10 protein-coding genes are annotated in these 12690 nt (G+C 73.9%); 8 read left to right on the top strand and 2 right to left on the bottom strand.

Going from position 1 to position 12690, the window contains the following annotated elements:
* Positions 1-134: 134 nt before the first annotated feature.
* The 4 genes from WME79_RS29030 (at position 135) to WME79_RS29015 (ending at position 5123) form a co-directional block, all read left to right on the top strand.
* Entirely contained in the window at positions 135-548 is a 414-nt protein-coding gene (locus WME79_RS29030; protein ID WP_437521354.1) for a hypothetical protein, read from the top strand.
* Positions 529-906 (top strand): hypothetical protein, encoded by a 378-nt coding sequence (locus WME79_RS29025; RefSeq protein ID WP_437521351.1) that lies wholly within the window; start codon positions 529-531, stop codon positions 904-906. The genes WME79_RS29030 and WME79_RS29025 overlap by 20 nt, the downstream gene beginning before the upstream one ends.
* Positions 907-926: 20 nt before the next feature.
* A complete protein-coding gene (locus WME79_RS29020) occupies positions 927-3395 on the top strand; it encodes a SpoIIE family protein phosphatase (protein ID WP_437521348.1) in 2469 nt (822 codons plus the stop codon).
* Between the two features lie 225 nt (positions 3396-3620).
* Positions 3621-5123: a pyruvate kinase gene (locus WME79_RS29015; RefSeq protein WP_437521345.1), complete on the top strand. Its 1503-nt coding sequence runs from the start codon at positions 3621-3623 to the stop codon at positions 5121-5123.
* A 446-nt stretch (positions 5124-5569) separates the two neighbouring features.
* Here the strand turns inward: WME79_RS29015 and WME79_RS29010 are convergent, their stop codons facing one another.
* Entirely contained in the window at positions 5570-6244 is a 675-nt protein-coding gene (locus WME79_RS29010; protein WP_437521342.1) for a hypothetical protein, read from the bottom strand.
* A gap of 18 nt (positions 6245-6262) precedes the next feature.
* On the opposite strand from WME79_RS29010, the gene WME79_RS29005 reads away from it, so the two are divergent.
* Positions 6263-8287, top strand: coding sequence for an ATP-binding cassette domain-containing protein (locus tag WME79_RS29005; protein WP_437521340.1), 2025 nt, complete (start codon positions 6263-6265; stop codon positions 8285-8287).
* Positions 8288-8324: 37 nt separating this feature from the next.
* Here the strand turns inward: WME79_RS29005 and WME79_RS29000 are convergent, their stop codons facing one another.
* Positions 8325-8930 carry a hypothetical protein gene (locus WME79_RS29000; RefSeq protein WP_437521337.1) on the bottom strand — a complete coding sequence of 202 codons (606 nt, stop codon included), beginning with the start codon at positions 8928-8930 and terminating at the stop codon, positions 8325-8327.
* Positions 8931-9136: 206 nt separating this feature from the next.
* Here WME79_RS29000 and WME79_RS28995 point away from each other — a divergent pair, with 206 nt between their 5' ends.
* From WME79_RS28995 to WME79_RS28985, 3 genes are all read left to right on the top strand, one after another.
* Positions 9137-10087 (top strand): hypothetical protein, encoded by a 951-nt coding sequence (locus tag WME79_RS28995; RefSeq protein ID WP_437521334.1) that lies wholly within the window; start codon positions 9137-9139, stop codon positions 10085-10087.
* Between the two features lie 74 nt (positions 10088-10161).
* On the top strand, positions 10162-10911 hold the full coding sequence (locus WME79_RS28990; protein ID WP_437521331.1) for a S8 family peptidase: 750 nt from the start codon (positions 10162-10164) through the stop codon (positions 10909-10911).
* Positions 10898-12685 (top strand): hypothetical protein, encoded by a 1788-nt coding sequence (locus tag WME79_RS28985; protein ID WP_437521328.1) that lies wholly within the window; start codon positions 10898-10900, stop codon positions 12683-12685. The genes WME79_RS28990 and WME79_RS28985 overlap by 14 nt, the downstream gene beginning before the upstream one ends.
* Positions 12686-12690: the final 5 nt, after the last annotated feature.

Below are 12690 nucleotides of genomic sequence, written 5' to 3'. Positions count from 1 at the left end.
GAATTACGTACGCTGCGTGAACCGTGTTAGCTTCCGGACTGAGCCAGGACGCTTCACCGTTCTTGTGCATCACGTTTTTTCCGAGTGAACGGATGGCTAGCGCGGTGTTACGGCTGGTGTCCAGCTTCTGTGGGATGGTGCTGGACGATGAGAGTGCGAGCTCGCGGTTCTACATGGCCGCGCACGAGCTCGTCGAGAACCTCATCAAGTACTCGTCCGGCCCGGAGGTCAGCCTCGAGCTCGCGCTGGAGGAGGGCGAGGGCGCGCGGGTCCTCGTGATTCGCGCGCGGAACGAGGCGTCGCCGGAGCGGCTGCGCGAGGTGGAGCGACGGCTCTCCGCGCTGAAGTCGGCGAGCGATCCTGTGAAGCACTATGACGAACTCATCTGTGAGACGGCGATGGTAGAAGGGGTATCCGGGCTCGGCCTCGCGCGGGTGCGCGCGGAGGGCGGGCTCGACGTGGACTACACGATCGAGGGGAACAGGCTGACGATCATCGCGCAGGCGCCGGTTGCGGGATGGAGGGGAGATGAGCGGTTTAAGGGTTGAGCCTGTCGTCACGGACAGCTTCGGGATCGAGCCGACACTGAGGGACGACACCCTCGGCGTCAAGCTCACCGGCACGGGCGACATGGCGGCGGCGCCGCCGCTCGGCCTTTGCCTCAAGGCCCTCCAGGGAGAGGTCCTGCGCCTCTCCATCAGCGCGGTGCAGTTCGATATAAGGGCTCTTTACTTTCTCAACTCGAGCTGCCTGAAAGCGTTCATCAGCTTCATCTGCGGGCTCGCAGGCCAGGGGCTGAAGTGCAAGGTGCAGTTCCGCACGGACGCGCGGCTAGGATGGCAAAGACGGAGCCTGGTGGCGCTCGAGCGCATGTCTCCGGAGCTGGTCTCGATCGAGGACACCTGACCGGAGAGCCGCAGGACAAGATGAAGAAGCGCCGGACGATCGCCCTCGTGATGGACTATGTGCGCGGCGAGTACCAATCCGCGGTGCGGATCGGGGTCGAGCGCGCCGCGGAGGCGCACGACGTCAACCTCGTGATCGCCGTCGGGGAGACGCTCTCTGCCCACGGCCCCTCCGAGGCCGCTCAGAACAGCATCTACCGCCTCGTCAGCGCGGACGCGGTCGACGGGATCGTGATCGCGTCGGCGACGCTGTGCAATTTCGTCGGCGCCGAGGGGGTGCAGCGCTTCTGCCGGGACTACGCGCCGATGCCCCTGTGCAGCATCGGGATCCCGCTGGAGGGCATCCCGAGCATCCTCGTGGACAACGGTCTCGGGATCGAGATGGCGACCGGCCACCTGCTCGACGATCACGCGTGCCGGCGCGTCGCGTACATCGGCGGGCCGGTCAACAACGGGGAGGCGAGGATCCGCGCCGACGCGTTCCGCAAGGCGCTCGACGCGCGCGCGATCCCGTACGACGAGCGCCTCGTCGCGAGCGGCCAGTTCACGATCGACACGGGCCGGACCGCGATGGCCGAGATCCTGGACCGCGGGGTCGAGATCGACGCCGTGGTCGCGGCGAACGACAACATGGCCCTCGGCGCGATCGAGCTCTTGAAGGCGCGGGGCCTCCACGTGCCGAGGGACATCCTGGTGTGCGGCTTCGACGACGTGGGCGTGGCGCGCTACGCGAAGCCGTCCTTGACCACGGTTCGCCAGCCGATCAAGCGGCTCGGGGAGATCGCGCTCGAGACGGTCGTGCGCATGCTCGACGGCGAGGCCGTCCCCGATCTGAACATGCAGCAGATCGAGCTCACGCGGCGCGAGTCCTGCGGCTGCGCGTACCAGGCGGTCGCGATGCGGCCGCTCACGAACCCGCCGCGCCTCGGGGCGATGTCGCTCGGCGGCCGGCGCGACGAGCTGGAGCGCGCGCTCGAGCACGCCGTGGGGATCCCGGCCGCGTCGCTCGACGGCTGGGCCAGCGGGCTCCTGTCGGCGCTGGAAGAGGAGCTCGAGGGCCACGAGGGGTGCTTCCTGCACGTGCTGGAGCGCGTGCTCGACACGGCCGGGCGCGAGGGGGTGTTCCTCGATCTGTTCCAGGGCGTGGTGACGCTCCTGCGCGCGAGGCTCCGGCGGCCGGTCGAGGAGGGGGGCGACGCCGCCGTCAACGAGGCCCTGGAGCAGCTGTGGCATGCGTGCCGCGTCCTCATCGGGAGCGCGTCCGTGCGCGTCGAGGGGCGGCAGCGCCTCGACGTCGAGGTCGCCTCGATCGACCTGAGCTGGAGCGGGCGGTGGTTCTCGACGTGCCTGAGCTTGCCCCTCTTCCAGCGCATGCTGGCCTCGGAGATGCCCAGGCTGCACTTCACGCGCGCCGCCGTCTCGCTCTACGACGACGCCCAGCGAGCGACCCTGAAGACGCTGTTTCTGATGGAGAACGGCAGCGAGGTCACACCGCCCACCGAGAGCTTCCCGTCGCGCTCCCTGGCGCCTCCCGGGTTCCTGAGCTCGAGCGAGCGCAGGAGCGTCGTCGTGATGCCCCTCACGTTCGGTGACACCGAGTATTTCGGGGTGATGGCGCTGAACAGCGGCATGAACGAGATGGTCTACGACGCGCTGCGGCTCCAGATCGGCTCCGCGGTGAAGACGGTGGCGCTGCACCGGGAGATGGTGCGGCAGGTGGAGCTGCGCGAGCGGCTGGAGCAGGAGAGCGAGCGGCAGGAGACGGTGCTCGCGGCGCGCCTCCAGACGACGCTGGTGCCGGAGCAGCTGCACATCGAGGGGCTCGAGCTCTCCGCGGCCATGACGCCGGCGGCCGAGGTGGGCGGCGACTACTACGATGTCATCGCGACGCCCGAGGGGGGGTGGCTCGGGATCGGCGACGTGGCGGGGCACGGGCTCGCTGCGGGGCTCGTGATGCTGATGATCCAGAGCATGGTGTCGGCGCTGACGAGCAGGGACCCGGGCGCGAGCCCGAGCGAGCTGCTCGCGGCGCTCAACAAGGCGCTCTACAAGAACGTGCGCAGCCGCCTGAAGCGGGACGAGCACGCGACGCTGCTCCTGCTCCGGTACGAGCGGGGCGGGCGGGTGACGTTCGCCGGGGCGCACGACGACATCATCGTGTGCTCGGCGCGCACGCGGCGGTGCGTGTGCATCCCGAGCTCGGGCGTCTGGATCGGCGTGCTGCCCGTCATCGACGAGGTGACACGAGACGCCCAGTTCGTCCTGGAGGACGGGGATGTGCTCGTGCTCTACAGCGACGGGGTGACGGAGTCGCGCAACGCGCACCGCGAGCAGTTCGGGCTGGAGCGGCTCTGCACCGCCATCGAGGCCGTGCAGACCGCGCCGGTCGACGCGATCCGCGACCGGATCCTGAGGGAGGTCGAGGGGTGGTGCCCGAGCCCGGACGACGACATCACGGTCGTCGTGTCGCGGTACCGCGCGCCGGCGTAGCGCGCGAGGCTCGAGGCTGCCCTTGCCGTCGCGTTGTCTCAGCAGGGCGGCGCTCGATGACGCCGCTGTGGAGGAATGGAGACGTTCTGTCCTCGCCGGCGATCTTCCGGCGTGGGGCGCTGGACTGGCCTTGCGCGCGGTGCTGGACTCGTCGGCGCGCGCCGCGCGCGGCGGGGCGCTGCGGCGGATGCGAGGGTCCGCGCGCCGGAGCCCGGAGATCGCGCCATGGTTTACCCCGACCTGCAGGTTGTCGAGCGCGCCCTCGCCGCCGTCGAGGCGCTGCGGGCCAGCGCCATCGAGCACGAGCAGCGCAACCGGCAGCTGATCGATGCGGTGCACCCGAAGCACCGGGCGGGAGCGACGAACCTGCTGCATTACCTCGCTGTCCGGCAGCAGGACATCCGCGAGCTGCAACGGCAGCTCGCCTCGCTCGGGCTGAGCTCGCTGGGGCGCCTGGAGCCCTGTGCGCTGGCCTCCCTCGACGCCGTGCGCGGCGCGCTCGACGCGCTCGCGCGGCGCGCCGAGGTGCGGCCTCCTGGCGAGTCGCCCACCACGTTCGCGTCGGGGGGCGCGCTGCTCGAGGAGCACGCGCGGGCGCTGCTCGGGGAGGGGCGCCAGGGGCGAACGACGCGGGTGATGGTGACGCTGCCCGGGGACGCGCGGAAGGGGGAGCTGAAGCGGCTGCTCGAGGGAGGGATGGACGTCGCGCGGATCAACTGCGCGAAGGAGGACGCGGGCGCGTGGGCCGGGCTCATCGAGCGGCTCCGGGAGGCGGGACGGGAGACCGGGGTCCGGTGCAAGGTCCTCTGCGACATCGCCGGGCCCAACCCGCGCGTGAGCAAGATCGACGGGGATTCGGCGCGCGTCACGCTGTCCGAGTCGGGTGAGCGGCCCTGGCTCTGGCTCTGCAAGGACGTGAAGCGGGCGCGCCCCTCGGCTGGCAGCACCGGCGCAGGGGAGGTGCTCGCGCTCGGTTGCACCATCCCGGAGATCGTCGACGACCTCCGGCCCGGGCACCGGGTGTTCTACGACGACGGGCGGCTCGGCGGCACGGTCAAGCTCGTGGCCGGAGGCGCTGCGCTCGTGGAGGTGGATTTCGCGCGCCAGGGCTCCGTGAAGCTGAAGCCAGGAAAGGGCCTGAACTTTCCGGACACCGAGCTCGGGATTCCGTCGCTCACGCCGAAGGATCTCGAGGATCTGGACTTCATCGCGCGCCACGCGGACATGGTGGGGCTCTCGTTCGTTCGGTCTCCTTCCGATGTGGAGCGCCTCCAGGCGGAGCTCGCCGCGCGCGAGGCCGGGCACCTCGGGATCGTCCTCAAGATCGAGACGACGCCTGCGTTCGCGCGGTTTCCGAGGCTGCTGCTCACGGCGATGCGCAGCGAGCATGTGGGGGTGATGCTCGCGCGCGGCGATATGGCGGTCGAGATGGGGTTCATGCGGCTGGCGGAGGTCCAGGAGGAGCTCCTGTGGCTCTGCGAGGCCGGGCTGGTCCCCGCGATCTGGGCGACACAGGTGCTCGAGAGCCTGAACAAGACCGGCGTGCCGACCCGCGGGGAGGTGACGGACGCGGCGATGAGCTCGCGCGCGGAGTGCGTGATGCTCAACCAGGGTGAGAACATCGTCGCGACGGTCGCGTTCGTGGTCGACGTCCTCCGCCGGATGCACGAGCACCAGGACAAGAAGCGGGCGCTCATGCGATCGCTCGGGGTCTCACGCCTGGACTGAGGCGTCGACCCAACCTCGGTCGACCCAACCCCGGTCGACCCAACCCCGGTCGACCCAACCCCGGTCGACCCAACCCCGGTCGGTCGAGCCAACCTACCCAACCCGGGTGGGCGGCCCGGATGACCCAACCCGGGTGGGTAGCCGCGGATGACCCAACCCGGGTGGGTAGCCGGATGACCCAACCCGGGTGGGTAGCCGGATGACCCAACCCGGGTGGGTAGCCGGATGACCCAACCCGGGTGGGTAGCCGGATGACCCAACCCGGGTGGGTAGCCGGATGACCCAACCCGGGTGGGTAGCCGGATGACCCAACCCGGGTGGGTAGCCGGATGACCCAACCCGGGTGGGTAGCCGGTGACCCAACCCGGGTATGCAGCCCGGGTTGGCGCCCCCCGAGTGGGCAGCACGGAGTTGGCAGGCAGCACGCCCGCCGAATCCGCTCCGGCTCAGTCGACCGAGGGGACGGTGGCGTCGACCCGGGTTGGGAGCCCGCGCGCGCCCGCCGGTGCGCGGAACGCTGCGCCCGACAGCTCTCGCCGCATGCAGGTGGCCGCCTCGTCGTAGCGGGGGTCGGACGCGCTCCCGATGATCGTCGGCACCACGATATAGCCCTCGGCGTCGACGTTGAACTCCACCCGGATGGCGTCAGGCGGCAGCAGGCTCCCGCCCGGGCCGCGGCAGCGCTGAACGAGGTCCCAGTAGAGCTGCGCCCGCGCCGCCTTCTCGATCGCCGGGCTCGACATGTTGGCCTGCACCATGGGCGCGCCGATCTCGACGCGCGAGCGGGGGGCAGGGGCGGGGGCGGGGGCGGGCTCCGGCGGGAGCGCGGAGGGCGCCGGGAGGCCGGTGCTCGTGCCGATCTTCGCGACGCTCACGCCATCGGCCGGCCTGGGGGCGGCCTCCCGCGCGGCGGCGAGGATCTCCTCGAGCGCATCGGGCTCGACGGAGCCCACCGCCGGCGCGCTGTCCGTCCGGAGGCGGGCGCCGCGGTCGTCCAGCGACGCGGCGCCGCCGCGCGCCCAGGGGGTGAGCGCCCCGGCGTCGACCCCCACTGGCGGCGCAGGCGGCGGGCGCTCGCAGGTCACGAGCAGCGGGAGCAGGGCCACGAGCGCGGTGCGCACGAGGAGAGGGTCGATCGAATGCGCGTCGCGCGCAACGGCGTTGGCAGTGTACCGTGGCATCGCACGTCGATGCGCGCGCTCCTCGCGATCCTGCGGATCGGTCTTCGCTCGCTGCGCGAGGGGGGCGTGTCGCCCATGTCGTCGTCATCGGGAGGCCTGCGCGGCGGCTCTTCCAGCGCCGCCGCGCGCCTCGCCCTCGTCGTGGCGTTGTCGTCGCTCGCGGGCGCGCTGTCCGGCCTGCTCCCGGCGATCGCCGGCGTGGCCCTCGGCGCCGTCTCCGGGCGCGAGGCGCCGCCCTCGGCTGGCATCGGCGGCGTGCTCGCCCGGCTGCTCGTGGGAGCACCTCCGGCGGCCGTGGTCCTCGCCGCGCTCGGCGCTACGCTCGTGTCCGCCTCCCTGGCGGTGCTCTCGGGCCGGAAGAGCTCGGAGCTCGGCGGCGACCTCACCGCCGCGCTCCGCGTCGCGCTCTTCCGGGCGGCGCTCTCCGCCTCGCCCCGCGACGTGGACGCCGCCGGGCGTGCGCTCATCGCGGCGCAGGCGGCGGGGCCCGCGCCGCGGCCGCCGAGCGCCGGGCCCGCGCCGCCCGTCCGGGGCGCGGAGGTCGTGCGGCTCGCGATCGCGCGCGACGCAGGCCTCGTCGCCGATTTCGCGATCGCCGTCGCGACCGGCTTGCCCCAGGCGCTCGCGACGCTCGTGGTCCTCGCCGGGTCGCTGGTCTCGAGCGGCATGGCGCTCGTCCTCGCGGGCGGCGCCGCGCTGTTCGCGGCCTCGCGCCTCGCGGCGGACAGGGCCTCGGGCCGCGTGGCGCGCGCGATGCGGGAGATGCAGCACGCCGACACGGCCGTCTTCGGCGCGGTGGGCGAGGCGCTGGCGGGCGCGGAGGACCTTCGCCTGCTCGGCGCGCGCGCCCAGGCCGAGGGAGAGCTCGCTGTGGCCGCGCGCCGGGTCGCGGACGCGCGCCGCCGCTTCGGCCAGGCGCTCGCCGTCTCCGGCCAGATCAAGGGCACGCTCGCGGCGCTCTCGCCGCTCGTCATCGTCGCCGCGCTCGCGGCCTCTCGCGGGGGCGCCGGCGCGGGCGAGGTCGGAGAGCTCCTGCTCGTGGTGCCGCTGCTGATGGCGCGCCTCGAGGCGCTCGACGCCCTCCGCGCCGGCTTCATCGAGCGCGCCCCCCTGCTGCGCGCGACGCTCGCGCTGCTGCGCCTGCCCGAGCACCCGCCGCGCCCCTCCGGCGGCCTCGCGGTGCACCTGGACGGCGAGGCGAGGCGCCCCCTGTCGATCGCCTTCGAGGGGGTCACGTTCACGCCGCCGGGCGCGAGCCGCCCCGTCCTCGATGGCGTGTCGCTCTCGATCCCCGCCGGAGCGGTGGTCGGCGTCTGCGGTCGCTCCGGCAGCGGCAAGTCGATGCTCCTGCGCCTGCTCCTGCGCCTCGATGAGCCGTCGTCGGGCGCGATCGCCGTGGGCGGCGTGGATCTGCGGCAGATCCCGCCCGAGGAGCTCCCGGGGCTGTTCGGGGTGGTGGGGCAGTCGGCGCGGCTGTTCGAGCGGAGCATCGCGGACAACCTGGCGCTCGGCCTCGAGCCCGCGCCCACGGAGGAGCGCATGCGCGAGGCGCTCCGCCGTGTGGAGCTCGACGAGCTCGCAGGCGCGCCGCCGGCGGAGGGCGAGGCGCGGCCCGCGCGCGGCCTCGCGACGGAGGTGCGCGCGTCACCGCCGAGCCTGTCGGGCGGTGAGGCGCGGCGGCTGCTGCTCGCGCGGGTGCTGCTGCGCGAGCCGCGGGTCTTCGTGCTGGACGAGCCGGAGGCGGGCCTGCCGGGCGCCACCGCCGAGGCGGTCCTCCGCACGGCGTGCGAGGTCGCTGCCGGGCGCACGGCCATCGTCGTGACCCACGCGCCGCACCTCCTCAGCTCGACGTTCAACGTGTTGCTCGACGGCGGTCGGGTCGCGGCGGTGGGCACGCACGAATCCCTCCGCGAGAGCTCGCCGCTCTATCGGTCGCTTCTGGCCGAGGCGCTGCAGCGATCCGCGAAGTCGGCGGCGGGCTGACGACGACGCGCGCGCGGTCGCCCCGCTCGCGCGGAGATCACGGATCGCAGGGACCGCCTGCCCGCGCGGCCTGGCGGGCGAGATGCTCGGCGTCGATGGCAGCGCGGTGCGCCTCCTCGGGCACGTCCGCCGAGATTCCCGGCGGGCGGCCCGCGAGCCCCCGCGCGAGGCAGACGAGGATGGATACGGCCCCCCAGGCGAGCGCGAAGGCGACGCCTGCGTCGACGATCGCGCGGTAGGGCGGGGGCATCTGCCGCACGAGCAGGATGAGCGCCACGATGCCTGCGACGAGCGCCCACGTCGCGATCAGCCGGCGGCGCGTCGCGTGGAGGAGCGCCATGCAGTAGAGCGGCGCCAGCGCCACGTGGAGGGGCCGCCCGTGCTCGGCGAGGTGGAGCGCGCGCGCGACGACCCGCGGCGAGAAGCGCTGCTGAAAGCCGCGGTACCCCTCGAAGTAGGCGATCGTGACCGTCCAGGCCGCGAGCAGGACCAGCTGTCCCGTCGTGAGCGTGTGCCCCGTCAAGATGCGCGCCGCCGTCGCACCGAGACGACAGATCGCCTCGACCAGGACGGCCACGACACCAAGGACACCCCACAGGACGACGGCGAGGCGACGCCGCCCCTCGCGGACGGGCGGGCTCATCGCGCCCGCGCCGGATCGAGGGGCCTCGCGGCCGTGGATCGCGCTCGATCGGCCGCGCGCACGGACGAACGCTTCGGACGGTGCGCCGGACAGCCGAATCGCCGCATGTCGCTGCATGCTAGGAGAGGAGCTGGGTACGTCAACCGGATCTCACGGGCGTCATGGCGGTTCGCTCCGGCGCGGTCCGGCGGTAGCATCGGCGGCCCATGCCGCTCGCCGACCGCTCCGCGCCGGGTGTCCCGCCCGCCCCGGCGCGGGCCCTCCCGCCCCACCCGCACGCGCTGCGCTCGCCGCTCGCGCCCTTCACAGCGCGCCTCCGCGACCTGCTCTCGACCGTCGAGTCGGCGGCGCTCCTCGGCGCGGTGGAGGCGCGGGTGCGCGGGCTCGGGGAGCACCTGCGCTTCGCGTGCCTCGCGATGCCGTGCTCGGAGGCGCTCGTCGCGCTCGAGATGGAAACGCTCGGGCGGCTCACGGTCCCTGTCGTCGCTGATGCGGTCGGCTTCCGCGCCTCGGGCGCGGAGCTGCCGCCGAGCGGTACCCCGTTCGCGTACCTGCTCGGTGGCGGCGGTGGACACGCGGTGGAGCTGTACGACGGCGATCCGATGATCGCGCCGCTCCGGCCGCTCCTGGCCGCCGCGCCAGTGTCCGCGATCTTCGTGCCGATCCGCGTCGGCGCAGTGATCGTGGGCGGCGCCGCGCTGTTCTCGCACGAGGCGCCCCTCGCAGGGCGGGAGCTCGACCTCGCCGAGCGGCTCGCCGAGGTCCTCGCGCTCACCGTAGAGTCGTTCCGCACCGAGCGCGTCGTGTTCGAGCTCTTCGCGCGCGCGATGCCGGACCTACTCGCGCAGGCGCCAGGCCAGACGGCGGCGGATGCGGGCCGGCGGGCAGCATCGGGCGCGGAACCTCCTATCGCGGAAGGAGCGGCCCCGCCGCCGACCTCGCTCCGCGCCGCGCTGGAGCGGCACATCCACGCGCTGCGCCTCACGCCCGAGTACCGCCGCCGCCTGGAGCTCGCTGCGGTGGTGGGGAGGCTCGCCGAGCGCGGCGAGGCGGAGGCCCGCTTGGCCCTCGACCTCCTCGCGCGGATCGACGCCTATGCGAGCGGCGCCGGCGATGCAGGGGAGCCGGCCTCTGCAGGAGAGGGGAGCTCCGCGTGACCACGGATTCTCCGGGAGGACCGGGCGGCGAACTCCACGGTGCGCCACGCCCGAGCGCGCGAAGCGGCGCCGGTGTGCGCGTCGCGCTGATCGACTCCGGCGTTGATGCCTCGCACCCAGCGCTGCGCGCAGCGGCGCTGCGGCACGTCGCCCTGGTTCAGCGCGGCGCGTACGGGGTCGCGCCATGCGCGCCGGGAGATCTCAGCGGGCACGGGACGGCGTGCGCGGGGATCGTCCACCGCATGGCGCCCGCGGCCGAGATCACGAGCGTCCGCGCGCTCGGCGACGACGGGCGGTGCTCGCGTGACGGGCTCGTCGCCGCGCTGCGCTTCTGCGTCCGCGAGCGATTCTCCGTGGTCAACCTGAGCCTCGGCATCGACATCCCGAAGAACGCGCCGCTCCGCCCGGGCGACTACCGCTCGCTGGTCGAGCTCTACGAGGTCGCGGACGCCGCCTACACCGCGGAGGTCGTGCTCGTGGCCGCCGGCCCGAACGCGGCGGCGTTCCGCACCTATCCAGGGCGCTTCAAGTCGTTGATCGGCGTCGGCAGAGGCGCCTTCCAGGACCCGGAGGCGCTCCGGAGCGAGCTCACGCTCGACCACGAGATCCTCGCGCCCGGCGACGACGTGCTCGCGCCCGCGCCCGGCGGCGGCGAGCGGCGCTGGACCGGCACGTCGTTCGCGGCGCCCCATGTGACCGCGCACATCGCGCGGATCCGCGCCGCCTGGCCGGAGCTCTCGATCGAGGCGGTGAAGGCGGCGCTGCACGGGCTCGCGCGCGGGGCGCGCGGCGAGGGGGTGGAGGAGCGCGGTGCTCCCGCTTGATCCGATCGACAGCGTGTCGCCGCTGTCGCGGCTGCTGCGGAGCGCGCCGGGCGCGGAGGTCCGCGCCGAGCTCGACCGCGTCGAGGCGCTCCTCGGTGTCGGCCGCGATCCTGCGGCGGTGGCGCTTCCTGGCGGCCCGCTCGTCGCGGCGGCGCTCGGCTTTGGGCGCGGCGCGCTCGCGTTGCGCGAGGGGGCGCTGGACGCCGCCGTGCTGCACCTCGAGGGCGCTGTCGCCGCGTTCGACCGGGAAGGTGCCACCGAGGCCCGGGACCTCGCGCGGTGCGAAGCGGCGCTCGCGCGCTTGCGCCGCGACGTGCGATCGGCCTGTGCGTCCGCCATCGCGGAGCTCGACGCCATCGCCGCCGCAGGCGATCCCGGGCGCCGCGCCGCCGTTGTCGCCGCCCACTACCGCGGTACAGCCGAGCGGCTCCTCGGCGATGCAGCGGCTGCGCAGCGCACGCTGCTGTCCGCGCTGCGCCGCTCGGAGCCGTTCCTCGGCGAGCGCGCGCAGATCCTGAACTCGCTCGGCACACTCTACGTGACGCTCGGCGCGCACGGCGCGGCCGAGGCGCTGCTCGAGCACGCGGCCGAGCTCCACCGCCGCCGTGGCGACTCCGTGGGCGAGGCGATTGCCTGCGGCCAGCTCGGCGCGGCGGCGCTCGGCCTCGGCGCCCTGGAGCGCGCCCGAGCCCCGCTCCAGCGACAGGAGTGGCTGTGCGCGCGCCTCGGCGACGCGTTCGGCCGCGCGCGCGCCCTCACGTTCCTCTCCGAGCTCGCGCTCGAGCTCGGCCGCGCCGACGACGCCCTCGCGCTCGCGACGTCCGCCCGTGACATTGCCGAGCGCGCCGCGCCGCCACTCCGAACCTGGGTCGCTTACGCTTCTAGGGCGATCGGGCGCGCGCGGCGGGATCTCGGCGATCCGGGAGCGGCGGCGGCGCTCGACGAGGCGGGCGCGCTCTTCCGCGCGCTCGGCCTTCCGCTCGGAGAGGCGCTTGCCGCCTGGGATCGCGCCTCGGCCGAGGCGCTCGCGCTCGCGGAGCCGGCGGACTGGTTCTCCGCCGCCTGGTCGCTCGGCTCCCTGGGTCTGTCCTCGAGGGTGGCGCAGCTCCTCCGGGAGCGTCTGGAAATCGAGAAAGCCGCCCCGCTCCCGGAGAAGGGAGGGCCAACGTGGGACGGCGAGGCCCGCGAGCGGGCGCTTGCCGCGGCGGCGCAGACCTCGCCTCACGTGGCAATGCAGCGCGAGGTCGAGCTCGTTTACGATCGTCCCGACCACCTTGCCGCGATCGCCGCTCGCCGGACGGCGGCTCAGCGCAACCTCGGTCGGCTTGCGGCGTTGACGCTCGCCCGGCCGGGGCTCATCGTCGCCGCGATCGCGGCATCGCCCCTCGGCGCCCGTGGCCGCGCGCTCCCCCCCGAGCGCGCGATGGCGGTCTGCGTGGCCGACCTGCCCGGCCTCACCGTATGGATCTGGCCGGCGACCGCCACGCCTGCCGCCATCGGCAACGATCTAGCCGTGCTGCGCGCGACGCTGGGCGAGCCGCTGCGCGCAGCGCTGGCGCTTGCGCCGGCAGGGCGCGTGCTGTGTCCGCCGTTCGCGGGCGACACTGGCGCGGAGCTCGAAGCGGTCGAGCTCGTTGGTCTGATGGCGCTGCCCGCCGTGCTCGCGCCGGGTGAGCTTCGCCTGGATCCGCAGCTCGCCTGGGACGGCGACGCTCGCGCGAGCGTGGAGGCACTGGGATTTGTCGTCACGAACAGCCCGTGCCACCCAGGTTGACCCGC

This window comes from Sorangium sp. So ce726, from assembly GCF_051521405.1.
Lineage (GTDB): Bacteria > Myxococcota_A > Polyangia > Polyangiales > Polyangiaceae > Sorangium.
Note: the sequence above shows the minus strand (reverse complement) of the source record. Positions and strands in the feature narration are given on the sequence as shown.